This window comes from Leptotrichia sp. OH3620_COT-345, assembly GCF_003932895.1.
Classification (GTDB): Bacteria; Fusobacteriota; Fusobacteriia; order Fusobacteriales; family Leptotrichiaceae; genus Pseudoleptotrichia.
The window spans coordinates 1-18,010 of record NZ_RQYW01000016.1; the positions used below are offsets into that span (position 1 = coordinate 1).

14 protein-coding genes and 1 CRISPR repeat array are annotated in these 18,010 nt (G+C 28.0%); of the genes, 11 read left to right on the plus strand and 3 right to left on the minus strand.

Translation table 11 applies throughout. The features are described from left to right. Positions 1-2,652: a CRISPR direct-repeat array (repeat unit 29 nt; unit sequence TTGAATAGAAACATATGATGTATTTAAAT). Positions 2,653-2,806: 154 nt separating this feature from the next. After that, positions 2,807-3,400: a DNA-directed RNA polymerase subunit alpha C-terminal domain-containing protein gene (locus EII29_RS09045; protein WP_125237205.1), complete on the plus strand. Its 594-nt coding sequence runs from the start codon at positions 2,807-2,809 to the stop codon at positions 3,398-3,400. A 350-nt stretch (positions 3,401-3,750) separates the two neighbouring features. Continuing rightward, a complete protein-coding gene (locus EII29_RS09050) occupies positions 3,751-5,055 on the plus strand; it encodes a hypothetical protein (protein ID WP_125237206.1) in 1,305 nt (434 codons plus the stop codon). 80 nt (positions 5,056-5,135) lie between these two features. Here EII29_RS09050 and EII29_RS09055 read toward each other — a convergent pair whose 3' ends face one another. Then, positions 5,136-6,440, minus strand: a complete 1,305-nt coding sequence (locus tag EII29_RS09055; RefSeq protein ID WP_125237207.1) for a hydroxymethylglutaryl-CoA reductase, degradative — start codon at positions 6,438-6,440, stop codon at positions 5,136-5,138. Between the two features lie 15 nt (positions 6,441-6,455). Beyond that, on the minus strand, positions 6,456-7,631 hold the full coding sequence (locus EII29_RS09060) for a hydroxymethylglutaryl-CoA synthase (protein ID WP_125237208.1): 1,176 nt from the start codon (positions 7,629-7,631) through the stop codon (positions 6,456-6,458). A 225-nt stretch (positions 7,632-7,856) separates the two neighbouring features. Here EII29_RS09060 and EII29_RS09065 point away from each other — a divergent pair, with 225 nt between their 5' ends. Further along, the gene (locus EII29_RS09065; protein WP_125237209.1) at positions 7,857-9,932 is read left to right on the plus strand and encodes a M13 family metallopeptidase; all 2,076 of its coding nucleotides are present in this window, start codon (positions 7,857-7,859) and stop codon (positions 9,930-9,932) included. Between the two features lie 184 nt (positions 9,933-10,116). Here EII29_RS09065 and EII29_RS09070 read toward each other — a convergent pair whose 3' ends face one another. After that, positions 10,117-12,105, minus strand: coding sequence for a translation factor GTPase family protein (locus tag EII29_RS09070; protein ID WP_125237210.1), 1,989 nt, complete (start codon positions 12,103-12,105; stop codon positions 10,117-10,119). A gap of 314 nt (positions 12,106-12,419) precedes the next feature. Between EII29_RS09070 and mreC the strand changes: the two genes are divergently transcribed. The 8 genes from mreC (at position 12,420) to EII29_RS09110 (ending at position 18,001) form a co-directional block, all read left to right on the plus strand. Beyond that, the gene (gene mreC, locus EII29_RS09075) at positions 12,420-13,349 is read left to right on the plus strand and encodes a rod shape-determining protein MreC (protein ID WP_125237211.1); all 930 of its coding nucleotides are present in this window, start codon (positions 12,420-12,422) and stop codon (positions 13,347-13,349) included. Between the two features lie 101 nt (positions 13,350-13,450). Beyond that, positions 13,451-13,990 (plus strand): hypothetical protein, encoded by a 540-nt coding sequence (locus EII29_RS09080; protein ID WP_125237212.1) that lies wholly within the window; start codon positions 13,451-13,453, stop codon positions 13,988-13,990. Positions 13,991-14,012: 22 nt separating this feature from the next. Next, a complete protein-coding gene (gene recO / locus EII29_RS09085) occupies positions 14,013-14,702 on the plus strand; it encodes a DNA repair protein RecO (RefSeq protein ID WP_125237213.1) in 690 nt (229 codons plus the stop codon). Beyond that, positions 14,689-15,156 carry a PTS sugar transporter subunit IIA gene (locus EII29_RS09090; RefSeq protein WP_125237214.1) on the plus strand — a complete coding sequence of 156 codons (468 nt, stop codon included), beginning with the start codon at positions 14,689-14,691 and terminating at the stop codon, positions 15,154-15,156. The genes recO and EII29_RS09090 overlap by 14 nt, the downstream gene beginning before the upstream one ends. Before the next feature lie 45 nt (positions 15,157-15,201). Continuing rightward, entirely contained in the window at positions 15,202-15,666 is a 465-nt protein-coding gene (gene nrdR, locus EII29_RS09095) for a transcriptional regulator NrdR (RefSeq protein ID WP_125237215.1), read from the plus strand. A 30-nt stretch (positions 15,667-15,696) separates the two neighbouring features. After that, positions 15,697-15,972 carry a septum formation initiator family protein gene (locus EII29_RS09100; RefSeq protein ID WP_125237216.1) on the plus strand — a complete coding sequence of 92 codons (276 nt, stop codon included), beginning with the start codon at positions 15,697-15,699 and terminating at the stop codon, positions 15,970-15,972. Positions 15,973-16,048: 76 nt separating this feature from the next. Next, a complete protein-coding gene (locus EII29_RS09105) occupies positions 16,049-16,549 on the plus strand; it encodes a hypothetical protein (RefSeq protein ID WP_125237217.1) in 501 nt (166 codons plus the stop codon). A gap of 21 nt (positions 16,550-16,570) precedes the next feature. Beyond that, a complete protein-coding gene (locus EII29_RS09110) occupies positions 16,571-18,001 on the plus strand; it encodes a serine protease (protein ID WP_125237218.1) in 1,431 nt (476 codons plus the stop codon). Positions 18,002-18,010: the final 9 nt, after the last annotated feature.

Below are 18,010 nucleotides of genomic sequence, written 5' to 3' on the forward strand. Positions count from 1 at the left end.
TTGAATAGAAACATATGATGTATTTAAATCAGTATACACAATTTTCCTTTGTGTACAATGTATAGATTGAATAGAAACATATGATGTATTTAAATTGTCTTTCTTAGACTTCATAGTTGCCTCTCTCTTAATATTGAATAGAAACATATGATGTATTTAAATAGTCTTGAAGCTGGCTAATCATGCTCTTATAAAATTATTGAATAGAAACATATGATGTATTTAAATCCCTCTTTTGACCTCTTAGCTCTTACAGACTCATAGATTGAATAGAAACATATGATGTATTTAAATGCGCATATCCAGAGCCTGAGATATGAAGATCTCCTATTGAATAGAAACATATGATGTATTTAAATGCAAGCTAATTACATTTGTAATGGTGCATATGTTGATTGAATAGAAACATATGATGTATTTAAATAAATCTAGTTGGAAAAAACTTTCTCCCAACTCTACATTGAATAGAAACATATGATGTATTTAAATTTTAACAGCTAAAGAAGATATAAATTTTGAAGAAAATTGAATAGAAACATATGATGTATTTAAATAGATGTTGAATTTAAAGTTTTTAGAGAACAAGAGGATTGAATAGAAACATATGATGTATTTAAATTCAAAAAACTTAATTACCTTGACTATTTTTTTTAGTATTGAATAGAAACATATGATGTATTTAAATTATTTGGTTAAATAACGACCATTTTGACAACAACATATTGAATAGAAACATATGATGTATTTAAATTCCCTGTGTTTCTGGGATATGAAGTTGACAAAGAAAATTGAATAGAAACATATGATGTATTTAAATCTATTCCCTCATGTTTCACATGTTTCAGGCATATAATTGAATAGAAACATATGATGTATTTAAATTGAAACTAAGACCCGCAAGTCCCAAATGGAGGTTTAATTGAATAGAAACATATGATGTATTTAAATTTTTCTAATTCACATACAACAGCAAGAAACATTAAATTGAATAGAAACATATGATGTATTTAAATACGTTTGTACCATTTTGATGTTGTTGTCAAAATGGTATTGAATAGAAACATATGATGTATTTAAATAAAACATTTACATTTCATTTGTGGAGCTGCAAAAATATTGAATAGAAACATATGATGTATTTAAATATGTTGTAATTATATCTTTCGTCGTATGTCTTGAGAATTGAATAGAAACATATGATGTATTTAAATTAAAAACGATTTACAAAATTGATACTCTATATAATTATTGAATAGAAACATATGATGTATTTAAATATGTCAGTTTTAATATTCAAACTGCGGGAGTTCTTATTGAATAGAAACATATGATGTATTTAAATAATGCTAAATCAAACTCTTTAAATCTGTAAGTTTTATTGAATAGAAACATATGATGTATTTAAATATTCCACAAAATATTAATGAAATCCAAAATATTTTAATTGAATAGAAACATATGATGTATTTAAATTTGTCAAACTAAACAATAGAAGATTACAAGCTGTTTATTGAATAGAAACATATGATGTATTTAAATTTTCAATAAACTTATGGAAAAATTAGAAATGGAGCATTGAATAGAAACATATGATGTATTTAAATACAGAGATTTCAGCTTTGATAGTGACCTGATAGATATTGAATAGAAACATATGATGTATTTAAATTTGTACAAAGTACGCCGTTTACATTTTCTACGTTTAATTGAATAGAAACATATGATGTATTTAAATAGAGCTGTTCATTAACCATACCTTTCCACCTCTTTTATTGAATAGAAACATATGATGTATTTAAATAAGACGAAACATCAAAGATTATATTTTATTTGGTGAATTGAATAGAAACATATGATGTATTTAAATCCGTATAGTGAGAGGGCTATGCAAGGAGGTGAAAAAATTGAATAGAAACATATGATGTATTTAAATCCATTACAGATCGTTTCCCCCGCTTTTATATGTTTATTGAATAGAAACATATGATGTATTTAAATCGGAGAAATCTGATACTATAAATTTATTCCTGTTACATTGAATAGAAACATATGATGTATTTAAATTTTTTTTGTTTCCTCCTGTTTTTTTTTATTTAATTATTGAATAGAAACATATGATGTATTTAAATTTGATAAAAATATAAATGGCTTCAAAAAATATTTCATTGAATAGAAACATATGATGTATTTAAATACAATATTAGTTATCAAATCAAAAGTTTCTCTTTTATTGAATAGAAACATATGATGTATTTAAATTTTAATAGGAGATTTTAGTAAGGTTTTATTTATAACATTGAATAGAAACATATGATGTATTTAAATTTTAAACGCATTCCTTCCCTAAAAAATCTTTTCCCATTGAATAGAAACATATGATGTATTTAAATTAAAAAATTTTTGACAGCAAAAAAATCTTTTTGGGATTGAATAGAAACATATGATGTATTTAAATTCCTTAAGTATATTATAATAGATATTCCAAGACTCATTGAATAGAAACATATGATGTATTTAAATTACTCCCTTTGTAACCGTGTGTCCGTGCTACAGTTTATTGAATAGAAACATATGATGTATTTAAATAGAGTATTAAGCTCCTAGAAGAGGATATAGGAGAAGATTGAATAGAAACATATGATGTATTTAAATAAGTGTGTAGGTAAATAATAAGGATAGAATCTTTAAACATATTTAAATATACAATTTAGATATTAAAATATGAAATTGTGTAGTATCATAACAATTTTTATTATCTATATATATGTTAATGATAAAGAATAAAAGGTATAAAAAGAGGTAGTTTATGAAAATTGAAAAATTAGGGTTATCAACAAGAGCGTATAATTGTTTGATAGAAAATGGGATTTATACGATGCAGGAACTTATGGAGATTTCTGAAAAAGAACTGATAGAATTTAAAAATTTAGGGGTGAAGACGTTAAATGAAATTTTAGTAGTAAGAAAAAAATATATAGATTTTGGATTTCAGAAAGAAACGGGTTTTATTGAAAATAATGAAATAAAAGATAAATATTTAGATGACTTTCATCAGGAATTTAAAAATTTGAAAGAAATTGTACTGGATATAATATTAAAAAATAAAGGGTTAATTTCAAATCTACAAATTAATGATAAGATATTTGAACGTTTACAAGAAACAAAAATTTTTCAAATTATATTGGACAGTTTAATAACGGAAAATAAAATAGAAAAAATTGAAAATAAATATAGAATTTATTTACCTAAATTAGAAGATTATATAAATAGTTTAAGTAAAAATAAAAAAATGATTTTTTTAAATAGATTAAAAGGAAAGACTTTAGAAGAAATAGGAAAAAGTATGGGAGTTACCAAAGAAAGAATAAGACAAATTGAAAAAAATTATATGAAAAAATAGGAAAAGTAAGAGAAGATGATTATAAGGAAATATTTGAAAAATATTATTGGCATCGGGAAGAATTTACACATATTTTTAACACTTCGGAAATAATTTATAATTTTTTAAAAGTAAAATATAAAAAAGGAAAAGAAAATCTAGAAAATATATTATTTGATAGTGAAATTTCTGAAGAACTAAGAAATAAAGCAGAAAAAATAATATATAAAGATTTTATAAATGAAAAAGGGATAAGGATAAAAAAAGATAGAAATTCAATATTAGACTATTTATTAAGAACATATTGTGAAAGTGATACAAAAATAGAAAAATTGGATGAAATATATAAAAGTTTTTTAGAAAGTCACAATATGATAAATCAGGAAAAATTTAGATTTTCAGAACGATATCTTGAAAATAGAGTCGCAGAAAAAAGTACAGTTCTTTATAAAAAAGGAAGAAAAATCAGATATTATGGAAAAATAGAACAAACTCCCGAAAATATCATAAGAGAGTTGGATTTTAATAAATTTAAAAATTTAGAAATTTCTACTTTAAAATTATTTACTGATTATCCTGAAAAAATGTTAGAGTGGGACATTAGAGATGAATATGAATTACATAATTTTCTAAAAAAAATTTTGAAAAATTGTGAAAAAATAGATTTAAATTTCGGGAAGATGCCGACATTAAAATTCGGAAATCCAAACAGGGAAATGCAAATGTTGGATTTGTTAATAGAATTAGCACCTGTAAGTTTAGATGAGCTGGTTTCTGCATATGAAGAAAAATATGGAGTAAAAAAGGAAACAATTTTAGCAAATTATATAAATTGTATTTCAGAATATCTTCAAAATGGCATGTATTCAATAGAGTATAAAGATTTAACATGGGAAGAACAGCAGTATCTGAGAAGGAAATTAATGGAAGATATTTATTATATTGATGAAATAAAAGAGATCTATTTGGATAGATTTCCAAATAAAGACAGCTCAATTATAAATTCTTATAATTTAAAAAAATTAGGATATAAAATTTATTACAATATGGTTTTATCTAATAAATACAGCAATTTAGAGCAGTATTATAAAAAAGTTTTAAAAAGTAAAGATACTATAGATTTGAATTCCGAATATATTAAAGGAAGGCATACATCAAGTTTTTATCGAGTATTTAATATTTTAAAAAACGAATTTCAAATATTTGAATATCTTCCAAATAAGATAATATCTTTACAAAAGTTGAATATTTATGGAATTGAATTAAATGATTTAAAAGAATATATTGAAAATGTACATAATTTCAATACAGAAGAGCTTTTTACCATAAAATCTTTGAAAAAATGGGGATTTAAAGATAAAATTGAAGATTTAGGGTTTGAAGAATGGTTTTATGCTTCCGTATTAAGTTCAGATTCCAGATTTAAGTTCAGAAAAACAAATAACACAATATTATTCGGAAAAGAAAAAGTTACTGTAGGAGATTTTGTTAAGTATGTTGTAGTAAGTAATACGGGCATTAATATTTATAAATTACAGGATTATTTATTTCAATATTATGAGATAAAAATTGAAAAATATAAATTAATAGAAAATATAAAAGAAAAAAATTTATATTATGATCAGATAATGGAAACGACATATATTGACTATAACAAATACTTGGAAATAAATTAAATTCATTTTAAGATGGTAAATGTAATAATTGAAAGTCGAAGAAAGAGCTTGAAATATGGTAAACAAGCTCTTTTGGTTAATTATTCAATTTTTCTTAATTTTTTTCTAATTTCTTTCAGAAGTTTTTTTGCATTTTCTAAATTTATATGTTTGGCTTCTGTGAGTTTTTGAGCTAAAATTTCCACTTCACTTCCAATAGCGCCTACTGAAAGAGCCAGTGATTTAGCTTGTAATTTCATATGTCCTTTCTGTATACCTTTAGTGACGAGAGCTTTGAGAGCAGCGAGATTTTGAGCAAGTCCTACAGAAACAATAATACAAGCTAAAGTTTTTGCATCAGGATTTTTTAAAATATTAAAAGCAGCTTTTACAGAGGGATTAAGTCCGATAGAACCACCCACAGAAGCAATGGGCATTGGAAGAGTCAGCATGCCTTTGAGTTTTAAGTTTTTTTCATCAAAAGTCCAAGTTGTAAGTCCTTTATATTTTCCACTTGAAGCTGCATAAGCATGTCCTCCGGCTTCTATTGCTCGCCAGTCATTTCCTACCGCAATAACGACAGCATCAATTCCGTTAAAAATACCTTTATTGTGAGTTGCGGCACGATAGATATCAATTTTGGCAAATTTACTTGCCAACTCGATTTTTTTTGCTATATTAACGGCAACGTTTATATCATTACTTAAAAACTTAATATCTATTTCACATGATGAAGTCACAAGAGACTTGTCGGCATAATTGGACAAAATTGTCATGAGGCAGATTCCTCCGGTTATTTTTTCAAGAAGAGATTTTATCCCTTCAAGCATACTGTTTATAATATTTGCCCCCATTGCTTCTTTTACATCGACAGTCAGATAGACTGAAAGAAAAGAAGTATTGTCATCATAAAAAATTTCCGCTCTTATATCTTCAGCTCCTCCTCCTCTCTTAACAATGGAAGGATATGCTTCATTAGCAGTATTTAAAATTATCTCTTTATAATTAAGGACATTTTCAAAGGCTTTTTCGATATTTTCAATATTATATAAAATCACCTGTCCCGTCATTTTACGGTTTAAAATTTCCGCATAGAATCCTCCTGAAGAGGAAATCATTTTTGCGGCATAGCTACAGGCTGCAATAACTGAAGGCTCTTCAATAACCATAGGAACTGTATATTTTTCACCGTTAATTAGAAAATTTGGTGCGATACCTAAAGGTAATGCTAAAGTTCCGATGTTGTTTTCGGATATTTTTTCAGCTATGTCACAGGGCAAAGTAACATTGTTCAAAAGATTTTCTGAAAATTCATCATTCAGAAAACTGTTTTCTTTTAATATTTTTATACGTTCACTTCTACTTTTATTATGAAAGCCCAGCCATATATTTTTTTTAGTTTTCATTATAAATTCGTTCCTTTATTTTTTTATGTTGCTTTTATAAATTCTTTTATGATTTTCTATTTTTTCAAGAGAAAAAATACTGTCATCAGAGTTATTAAGGTCAAAATTTCCTTCTTCATTAACAGTAATCTCTTCAAAAAATATTTTTTCATACTCATTTACGGATAGTCTATGACGTTTGGAAAATTCGGTTTTTCTATCTATACGGAGAGATTTTTTGAAATTTTCTGCTAATGTTACACTGAAAATCTCACCTACTGCACCACTTCCGTAACTGTACATGGCAATACTGTCACCTGATTTTAAATTATTTGAATTTTCCAGTAAAGAAAGCAGACTCAAATAAAGAGAGCCTGTGTAGATGTTTCCAATTTTTTGATTATATACTATGGAGGATTCAAAATTTTTCAGAAATTTATCTTTCATTTCTTTGGTGAAAGATTCTGGGAAAAGTGACTGTAGACCTTTAAGTCCCAATTTCGGATATGGAAGATGAAAACAAACAGCTTCAAAGTCTTCCAGAGTTTTACTGTTTCTTTTTAAATATTCATTCCATATGACTGTCAAACAATCAAGATACTGTTTTGCGGAAAAATGCCCATTAACACAGGGGTATTTTGAATAATTTGGACGCCAGAAATCCATAATATCACGGGTATGGAAAACATTATCATCATTTAAAATAAGAAGTTTCGGATTCTTTTTTAGGAGCATTGCACAGCTGCCTGCACCCTGTGTGGATTCTCCCTGTGAATTTATACCATATTTTGCTATATCACTTGCAATGACAAGAACGTAAGAATCAGGATTTTTTTCAATGTGATTTTTAGCAAAATTGAGACCGGCTGTTGCTCCGTAACAGGCTTCTTTAATTTCTACTGAACGAGTAAAAGGCTGTATTTTTAAAAGATTATGTATAAATACTGAAGCAGCTTTACTATGATCGATTCCTGTTTCAGTGCACATTATAATCATATCTATTTTTTCCCTGTCGGAACTATCCAAAATTTCGTAAGCAGCGGCAGATCCTAATGTGACTATGTCCTGACTGACAGGGGAAACACTCATTTCAAGCTGCATAAGCCCTTTTTTAAATTTGTTGGGATTGGCATTTCTACCGATTGCTAGATCTTCTATATCGAGATAATATTTAGGCATTGCAAATCCTATTTTATCAATTCCTATTTTCATATATTCTGCCTCTCTTATAAATTTTAAAATAACTTTTTATAACTGTTCCGCTTTGTAATTTCTATGTGATTTATTTTACTACAAAAGCATCAAAATATCAAACAAATAATTGAAAAAAATTAAGAAAATAATATATTTTATATTTATTCTATATTTATAAGTTAAAATAAAATTATGTATGTTATACTTAAAAAAATAAGATATTATGAAGGGAGATTTAAACTTATGAAGAAATTATTAATAATTTCATTATTTTTAATCTGTCTGGGAACAACTTATGGAGCCGGTCAGAAAATTAAATCGGGAAAGGCGGAAGAAGTAAATATGTCTGTAAATATTTCAAATACTGGTGACGAAGAATTGACAAAGGATTTAAGTAAAACTGTAAAGCCTCAAGATGATTTTTACAGATTTGTGAATGAAAATTGGGAAAAAAGAACACAAATTCCATCAACAAAACCTGCGTGGGGTTCTTTTACAGAGCTTTCTGAAAAAAATCAGGATTTTTTAAAAAATTTAGTAGAAGAATTAAAAAAGAAAAAAAATATTAAAAATGCCGATGAGAAAAAAATAATAACTCTTTATTATTCCTATTTGAATATTAAAACAAGAAATGAAGCAGGAATAGAACCTATAAAAAAAGACTTGGAAGAAATAAATTTATTAAAAAACATAAAAGATTTTGAAAAATATACTATAAAAGTTACAAAAGAAGGAGGGGGAACGCTATATGGCTGGGGAGTAGGAACGGATTTAAATTCGTCAAAGGATAATGCGGTTTACTTAGGTTCGGCGGGATTGGGGCTTTCAAAAGATTATTATCAGAAAGAAACTTCTGAAAATGCTGAAATTTTAAAAGAATATACTAAATATGTAAGTGATATGCTTACTTATCTCGGAGAAAAAAATACCGTAGAAAAAGCTAAAAAATTAGTTGAATTTGAAAAACAGATAGCAAAACTGCTTCTTACAAATGAAGAAAGTCATGATGTAAAAAAAATAAATAATCCGAGAAAAGTAAATGAATTAGATAAAATAGTCAAAAATGTTGATTTGAAAAATTATCTGAAACAGTCGGGAGTAAATACGGATAAAGTTATTATAGGTCAGATAAAATATTATGAAAATCTTGACAAAATATTAAATAATTCAAATATAGATGTGATTAAAGATTATTTGAAATTTCATCTTATTTCAGGAGCTTCGGGAATTCTCACAGATAAACTAGGAGAAAGAAAATTTGAATTTTATGGAAAATATATAAACGGTCAAAAGGAAAGGGAAAAGTTTGAAAAAAGAGCTCTGTATTTTGTAGATGGTACATTAGGAGAAATAGTTGGGAAAATTTATGTAGAAAAGAATTTTTCTCCTGAAGCCAAAAAAAATGCCAAAGAAATGGTAGATTACATTTTAAAGGCATTTCATAATAGGATTGAAAGAGTTACTTGGATGAGTGATATAACAAAAAAGAAAGCTCTTGAAAAATTAGGAAAAGTAACAGTGAAAATCGGATATCCTGATAAATGGAGAAATTTTGACGAACTGATTATAAATGAAAAAGACAGCTTATATGAACAGATGAAAAGCATAAGTAAATGGGAGTATAAGAAAGAACTTAAAAAAGTAGGAAAACCCGTTGATAAGTCTGAATGGTACATGAATGCCAATCAGGTAAATGCCTATTATTCTCCTACAGGCAATGAGATAGTGTTCCCTGCGGGGATATTGCAATTTCCTTTTTATGACTACCGGAAACTTGGACCGGGGAGTAATTTTGGAGGTATAGGAGCAGTTATAGGTCATGAAATGACACACGGTTTTGATGTTTCGGGAGCTTCTTTTGATGGAGATGGAAATGTGAAAGATTGGTGGACAAAGGAAGATAAAAAAGAATTTGATGCTGTAACTGAAAAATTGGCTGAAGAATTTTCAAAATATTCGATATCTCCTAATGTGAATATAAACGGTAAATTTACATTAACTGAAAATATAGCTGATCTCGGTGGTGTAAACATAGCTTTTGACGCCTTACAGATGTATCTGAAAGATCATCCTGAAAAAGATATAAAGATAAACGGATATACACAAAATGAACTGTTTTTTATGAATCACGCGAGAATATGGAGACAGAAAGCTACAGAAGAGTATTTAAAAAATCTTGTTAAATCCGATCCTCATTCACCGAATTATTACCGTGTAAATGGAATTTTTCCTAATGTGGATGCTTTCCATAATATTTTTAAAACTGAAAAAGGTAATAAACTTTATAAAGAATCTAAAGATAGAATAAAAATATGGTAGATAATAATAGAAGTTTTTTATGAGGACCGGTTGAAGTCCTCATAATTTTAATATTGATTACATAGTTTTTGAAAAAGATTTCAATGATATTAAGATATAATGGAAATATACATACAAAAAGATATAAATAAAAGAGTGAGGATTTATAGTTATCCTCACAAAAAGAAAATATAAAAATCATAGATTATTTTTCTGTAAGACTTTCGTCAATTATTTTTTTAGCCAATTCATAAGGAACTTCTTCATATTTTAAAAGTTTCATTTCAAAATATCCCCGTCCTTGGGTCATCGCTTTTAAGTCATTTGCATATTTAAAAGTTTCAGACATAGGAGCTTCAGCGATTATTTTCTGTTTTGTCCCTTTGTGAGATTCCATTCCCATTACTTTTCCGCGTTTTTTGTTTATATCTCCCATAATATCTCCTATATATTCTTCAGGAACAATTATCGACAGTTCCATAATCGGCTCAAGAAGTACAGGTTTGGCTTCCAGCATTCCTTTTTTAAATGCCAGATTTGCGGCAATTTTGAAAGACATTTCCGAAGAATCCACATCGTGATAGGAACCGTCATAAAGAACGGCTTTTATATTTGTAACAGGATATCCTGCCAAAACACCATGTGAAAGTGACTCTTTAAGTCCTTTTTCTACAGCAGGAATATATGATTTAGGAACGCTGCCTCCTACTACAGTTTCTTCAAATGTAAAACTTTCATCAGCAGGCATAAATTTAATTTTAACATCTCCATACTGCCCGTGCCCTCCTGACTGTTTCTTATATTTTCCCTGTACATCGGACTGTCCTGTTATAGTTTCTCTATACGGAACTTTTAATTCTTCAGTTTTTACTTCCACTCCAAATTTATTTTTCAACTTTTCAATTAATGTGACAATATGTAAGTCTCCTTGTACTCCGAGTACTGTCTGACTTGTTTCCATATTTCTGCTCCATATGAAAGAAGCATCTTCTTCCATGAGCTTCTGAAGTCCTGTAGATATTTTTTCATCATCGGCTTTATTTAAAGGTTCCACTGCAATGAGCATTTGAGCTTTCGGGAAAGATATATTGGGAACTGAAGGCTCTTTTTCATTGCTTGCCAAAGTATCTGAAGTTTGAGTATTTGAAAATTTTGTAAATATGACGATATCTCCATATACTGCTTTAGGAATATCTATGAGTTTATCCATCACCATAGCGGATATTTTCCCAACTCTTTCTTTAATTCTTTTGTTGATATTATATATTTCACTTTCAGGCTTTAATTCTCCTGAAAGAACTTTTGCATAAGAAACTCTTCCCAAAAATGAATCTATGACAGTTTTAAATATCTGACATACAAATTCTTTTTTTTCAGGTTTGACTTTTTTATTGTCACGGGGTGCAGGCAGATAATCTCTTACCATATCGAAAGTTGTATGAAGACCTATATTTTTAAATGTAGATCCACATATAACGGGAATAATATTTCCATTGAGTACACCTTCTCTAAGTCCTTTATGAATTTCCGCAGTAGTAAATTCCGTTCCGTTAAAATATTTCTCCATAAGCTCTTCGTTTGTTTCGGCAACTGCTTCGAGAAGCATATCTCTCACAGGTTGGATTTGCCCATCCATATCATCAGGAATGGAAGCATTCCGGCATTCTTTTCCATTGTACTCTCTGGCATACATATCAACTACATTTATATGTCCTTTGAATGAATCGGCTTTTCCCCATGGAACATGAAAAGGAGCAATTCTTTTTCCGTATTTTTCTCTTAATTGTGAAAGAATCTTTTCATAATCAGCTTTTTCACTATCAATTTTATTGACAAAAATAAATCTCGGAATATTTCTGCTGTTGGTCAGTTCAAGAGAAGTTTCAGTTCCCACAGATAAGTCAGTAGTTCCGTCAACAATTATAATAGCACCGTCAGCTGCGGCAAGACCTGATTCCAGTTCTCCAAAAAAATCGGCATATCCCGGAATATCGAGAAAGTTAAATTTCAGAGATTGGTATTCAATCGTATGTAAAGATGTGGAACTGCTTATTTTTAGATTGTCATTGGGATTTGAAATTCTTGTTGTGAGTCCTGCAGTAAATTCCAGTGCTTCAGTCATGTTACTTTTTCCTGCACCGCTATGTCCTAAAATAGCTACATTTCTGATACTGTCACTCTCATAGATTCTCATATTTTCTCCTTTCAAAACCTTCTTAATAAAAGTCCGGCTTATTTTTCAAATATTATTGACAGCATTTCCGGAATTATAAAACTTTTAAAAAATGGAACATATAGATAATTTAAAGAAGTTCTATTATCTAAGAAGGTTTCTTTGTTAAAATAATATATTAAATAATTTAATTTCATACAATATATTATAACTGGAAAAATTCAAAAAGCAACAGGGAAAAGATGAAAAATATTTAATATTCTCAAACATTTACAAAGTCAGAAAAATATAGTATAATTTTAAAATAAAAATCATCACTAAAAAGGAGCCTGCAGATGGCAACAAAAAAATCGAAAAATGCTGAAAAGAGAAAAAATACGGGCAGAAATATTCTGATTATAGTAGTTGTAGCAACAGTTTTATTTATATTTAAAGACAGAGTGGTAAGTTCATTTAAAATTCTTGACGAGGCAGCTCAGATTATAAATTTTAAACTTGTAAATGTAAAAAGTATTATTTACAAGCAAACATTGAAATTCAAATCAAGAATACAGGATATAAATTATGTGGATACGTATATTAAAAATAATAAAGAAAGAGATTTTGAGTTGCAGAAAAATAAAGTTCAAAATATGGAGCTTGCAAATATTGCCGAAGAAAATAAAAAATTAAGAACAATGCTTGAAATGAGAAGTAAAAATCCTTCAGAATATATTGCGGCAGATGTGGCACTTGTGGAAAATCTAAATTCTTCAGAAAGAATATTTATAGATAAAGGGAGAAATCATGGGATAATATTAAATTTGCCTGTGATGTATAACGGTTTTCTTATAGGAAAAGTTTCCAAAGTAGGAGCTGATTATTCTGAAGTTACGTTATTGACGAGTAAAAATTCGAGAATCAGTACAGTAATAAACGATACGGATATGCAAATTTTACGTGGAAACGGAAACGGAACATTTTCAATTTTTAATTATAACGAAAATGTAACTGAAAAATCTATATTTAATATAGAAACTTCAGGAACGAGTGACATTTTTCCAAGAGGTCTCATAATAGGTTCATTTTATATAAAGGATCTTAATTCTTTTAAGCAGACAAAAGAATTAAGGTTCAGACCGTCTTATGAAGTTTACGATATTCAAAGTGTCCTTGTATATAAATGGAGCACGGATGATGCTGTTAATAAAGAAATTCAAAATCAAATTAATGAGGAAATAGAACAGGAATTCAAAAAAAATAAAGGAACTACACAGACAAACTAAAGGAACTTACATTAATATATATGAGTCGGAAGCATTATGAAAATAAAATAATGAAATAAAACTATCTCCGATATTTATAAGTATTACTAAGAGGTGAGGAAATGATAAAAAATAAAGCAACAGTAAGCAGAGTAATTTTTCTTTTTGTGTTAATATCAGTATTTTCTTTTTCTAAAGATTTCTGGGAAAAAAGCAGATTTACGGTAAATGTTACAGAAAGTTTGAAAATGAATAAATCTGTAAAAACAAAAAGATATGTTATGACATATAGTGGAGGAACATTGAAGCTACAAATGACTTATCCGGCTGTAAATAAAGGTGAAATTTATACATTTACCGGAAATAATAAAACTATATATTATCCGTCATTAAATCAAACAGTTACTCAGAAGCTGCATGAAGATGAAGCGAATATACTAAGTGTGTTTAATAAGCTTAATAAAATTACATCTAAGAAAACTCAGACAACAAACGGAGATACATTTACATTTGAAAATTCATGGCTGACATCTATAATAAGTAAAGGATATAAAGTAAATTTCAGTGATTATGTGAAATCAGGAGAATATACTTATCCTTCTAAAATATCAGTAACGGATGGTAATTCCCAGATAATTTACAGATTATCAAATTTTAAATAGTATTAAACAATGAAAGAAGAATATGAAAACTTTAAAAACAAAATGTCTTGTATTAAAAAAAGAAGAAATAAATGAAGCAGATTTAATGGCAACGGTTTTTAGCAGGGAATATGGAAAAATGAAAGTCGTGTCGTACGGTATAAGAAAATCAAAAAGAAGAAATCCTGTTGCCTTAAATCCCCTGAATATTACATATATAACAATACAGGAAAAAAATGGGTATTATATGATAAGTGAAGCGGAATTGGTAAAAATTTTCAAAAATATTATAAAAGATATTGAAAAATTGGAAATTTCATTGTATATTTTAGACAGTGTAAATAAAATTTATGATATTAATTATGAAGATAAAGTTTTTTTTGACAGGTTAATTGAAATACTTGAATTCATAAATACAAGGAGGAATATAAAGAAAGGTTATAAATATTATCTTCTTTTATCCTTTTTGAGAAGAATAATGTTGGAACAGGGGATTTATGATATTAATGAATTGGAAAATTTGCTCGGTTCTCAACTTATGTCAAAATATAAAAAAATATGTTTGATAAATAAGAAAAGTTCCGATTATACAGATATTGAAAGAGAGTTTGAAGAAAACTCCGAATATTTAAAAAAAATAATAATATTTTTTGAAAAATATATAAATGAGAATTTACAAGTGAAAATGGAAATGAAAAAATTTTTAATGGAGGAGTTATATGTTGCTCGATAAAAAAGTTGCAGATTATATTAATGTGAAAACAATAGAACTTGACTTAAAGTCTAAAACTAAAAATGCGGTCATTAAAGAGCTTTTTGAAAATATAAAGAAAAGCGGATATGTTAAAAATGAAGAAATTGCACTAAATGATTTATATGCGAGAGAAGATATGGGAAGTACGGGAATAGGAAAAAACGTAGCCGTTCCCCATGCAAAAACTGATGCTGTAAATGAACTTACTGTGACATTGGGAATTTCAAGAAATGGGATAGAATATGGAGCCATTGATGAGGAAAATGTGAATATATTTTTTATGTTTTTATGTCCTAAAAATCAGTCACAGGAGTATTTAAGGGTCTTGGCAAGGATATCAAGACTTATAAGAGAGGATAAATTCAGAGAAAGTCTGATGAAAGCAAAGACAAGTGAAGAAATAATAGGAATAATAAAAAATGAAGAAAATTAAATTAGAATATATTGAATTTTATTTATTTTAAAGTAAGGGGAAATTATGAAATGTCCATTTTGCGGCAGTGAAAATACAAAAGTAATTGATAGCAGAGCTTATTCGGATGGAAATTCCATCAAAAGACGGAGAGTCTGTGAAAATTGTGGAAAAAGATTTACTACTCATGAAAAAGTAGTAGACTTGGCACTGTATGTAATAAAGAAAAACGGAGAAAAACAGCCTTATTCAAGGAAAAAAGTTTATAACGGAATTATACGTGCATTGGAAAAACGGAATGTAGATTCTGAAAAAGTTGAAGAAGTTGTTGATAAAATTGAAAGAGTTATTTTAACTGAATATTCGGGTGAAATAAAGTCCAGTGAATTAGGGAATATTATAATTTCTTATCTGCTCGATTTAGATGAAATAGCATATGTAAGATTTGCGTCAGTATATAAAGAATTTGACAGTCTGGACAGTTTTATCAAGGAAATAGAGAAAATAAGAAATGAAAAAGTAAATATGTAAAAGTGAAAATTGGAAAAATTAGGAGAAAAAATGGCAAGAAAAAGAATATTTTTTGTTTTTAATTTATTTTTCTTTGTTATGATAGGTGTAATTTTTTATCAGACATTTGAAACTTATTTAATAAAAAAGGAAGTAAACAGGGAAATAAAAAATACTGAAAAAGAAGTGCAGGAATATGCTGAAAAAAAGAAAAAACTTGAAAGCAATATAAAGAATTTCAGTGAAGAGGAAAAAATAGAAAGAGTTGCCCGTGATAGGTTAAACTTAAAAAAAGAAGGAGAAATTACTTATAAAATCATAGAATAATAAAATGAATAATGTATGCATTTGAAAAAATGTTTATTTTTAGATGAATTTTATATTTAGATAAAGAAGGGGAAAAATGTTGAACTTGTATAATATGGAAATCTATAAGAAAAAACTTGAGGAATATAAAATAGAAGATGAAAAAAACATGTATATTTTCAGAGTAAATAAAAGATACATCATTTCATCATCTATTTTTTTTGTAATGCTTTTATTTGTGGCATTCTATTCATTGTATAAAGGTTTAAGAGGAATAGAAAGGCTTACTTTTTTTAAATTGATTTTAATAGGAGTATTGATTGTTTATACTTTATTTTCAATATGGATAATTTTCAAATATAAGATTATTATTAAGGAAAACATGATTATTTCAGATAAAACTCAAATAAATATGAATAAAATAAAAGAAGCTACTGTAAAGATTGATAGGATAAGCGTAAAAAAATTTGATAAATGTCTTGAAATTATTACGGAAGATAAAAAGAGAATAAAGTACAGGCTGAATATGGAAAATGATTTACTGTTTGTAAAGCTTGTACAAAAATATACAGGAGATAAATTGATTGTACAAAAATAAAACAATTATTCAGGAGGAAAAATGAAAAAAATATTAGTAATGATATATTTAATATTGAGTATGTTAGTGTCTGCAAATGATGCAGTAATAAAAAAGGCACTGATTAAAGTATATACTTCGCATCAACTGTTTGATTATACAGCACCTTGGCAATATGGACAGAGTTTTAATTCTACTGCAACAGGATTTATAACAGAGGGAAATAAAATTATAACAAACGCTCATGCAGTTTTAAACTCGAAGTTCCTTCAGATAAGAAAAGAAGGAGATTCAAAAAAATATAAGGCGGCGGTTAAGTTTGTTTCTGAAGAATATGATTTGGCACTTATAGAAGTAGAGGATAAATCATTTTTTAACGGAACGGTTTCTTTAAAATTGGGAACATTGCCTCAAATAAGGGAAAATGTCACTGTATATGGCTATCCTTTAGGCGGAGACAAATTAAGCACGACACAGGGAATTGTATCGAGAATGGAGCATAGCGCATATACATTGACAAATAAGAGATTTCTCATAGGTCAGACTGATGCTGCAATAAACAGGGGAAATAGCGGAGGCCCTGTTACAAGTAAAAATAAAATTGTTGGAGTGGCTTTTGCAGGAATAAGTTCAGCGGATAATATAGGATATTTTATACCTGTGAATATACTTGAACATTTTTTGGATGATATAAAAGATGGAAATTATGATGGAGCACCTGGGTTAGGTTTACAATATTCTAAATTGGAAAGTCCTTCTCACAGAAAAATGTTGGGACTTGAAAATAACTCTCGGGGTGTTCTTATAAAAAAAGTGTTTAAAAATTCACCTTTTGAAAATGTATTGAAAAGAAATGATGTATTATTAAAATTGGATAACAGCCCTATTGAATATGACGGGACTGTAGAATTCAGAAAAAATGAAAAAACCGATTTTTCATATGTAAATCAACAGAAAAAATACGGTGATACAATAACATATGAAATAATAAGAGATAAAAAAAGACAGACCGGTCAGGTAAAACTTGATAAGAGAGATATAAATTACAGTGTAGTAAAGGAAGTTACATTGGAAACACCGCCGTCATATCTTGTTTATGGAGGACTGTTATTTGAACCTTTAACTAATAACTATATGAATATAGTACAAGGAGCTCTTTCTTCCGTTTATGAAAAAGAGGAGGCATTTAAAGATTATTCTGAACTTGTGGTATTAGTGAGAGTTTTAGCTTTTGATGTAAACTTAGGATATGCAGAAGAAGGTAATACTATAATTACAAAAGTAAATGGACAAAAATATAAGGATTTCAAAGATTTTGTCCATAAAGTAAAAAATGTGAAATCTGAGTTTATAATATTTGAAAATGATAGAGGAGAAGAAATAGTTCTTGATGTAAAGGAAGTAGAGGCTCAGAAAGCGGAACTTATGAGAAATTATAATATAACATCGGATATGTCCGATGATGTCAAATAAGGGAGAAAA

Bases quoted from the DNA above. Each gene is read 5' to 3' on its own strand.
- EII29_RS09045 (WP_125237205.1), top strand. From the start codon at position 2,807: ATGAAAATTGAAAAATTAGGGTTATCAACAAGAGCGTATAATTGTTTG.
- EII29_RS09050 (WP_125237206.1), top strand. From the start codon at position 3,751: ATGATAAATCAGGAAAAATTTAGATTTTCAGAACGATATCTTGAAAAT.
- EII29_RS09055 (WP_125237207.1), bottom strand. From the start codon at position 6,440: ATGAAAACTAAAAAAAATATATGGCTGGGCTTTCATAATAAAAGTAGA.
- EII29_RS09060 (WP_125237208.1), bottom strand. From the start codon at position 7,631: ATGAAAATAGGAATTGATAAAATAGGATTTGCAATGCCTAAATATTAT.
- EII29_RS09065 (WP_125237209.1), top strand. From the start codon at position 7,857: ATGAAGAAATTATTAATAATTTCATTATTTTTAATCTGTCTGGGAACA.
- EII29_RS09070 (WP_125237210.1), bottom strand. From the start codon at position 12,105: ATGAGAATCTATGAGAGTGACAGTATCAGAAATGTAGCTATTTTAGGA.
- mreC (WP_125237211.1), top strand. From the start codon at position 12,420: ATGGCAACAAAAAAATCGAAAAATGCTGAAAAGAGAAAAAATACGGGC.
- EII29_RS09080 (WP_125237212.1), top strand. From the start codon at position 13,451: ATGATAAAAAATAAAGCAACAGTAAGCAGAGTAATTTTTCTTTTTGTG.
- recO (WP_125237213.1), top strand. From the start codon at position 14,013: ATGAAAACTTTAAAAACAAAATGTCTTGTATTAAAAAAAGAAGAAATA.
- EII29_RS09090 (WP_125237214.1), top strand. From the start codon at position 14,689: ATGTTGCTCGATAAAAAAGTTGCAGATTATATTAATGTGAAAACAATA.
- nrdR (WP_125237215.1), top strand. From the start codon at position 15,202: ATGAAATGTCCATTTTGCGGCAGTGAAAATACAAAAGTAATTGATAGC.
- EII29_RS09100 (WP_125237216.1), top strand. From the start codon at position 15,697: ATGGCAAGAAAAAGAATATTTTTTGTTTTTAATTTATTTTTCTTTGTT.
- EII29_RS09105 (WP_125237217.1), top strand. From the start codon at position 16,049: ATGTTGAACTTGTATAATATGGAAATCTATAAGAAAAAACTTGAGGAA.
- EII29_RS09110 (WP_125237218.1), top strand. From the start codon at position 16,571: ATGAAAAAAATATTAGTAATGATATATTTAATATTGAGTATGTTAGTG.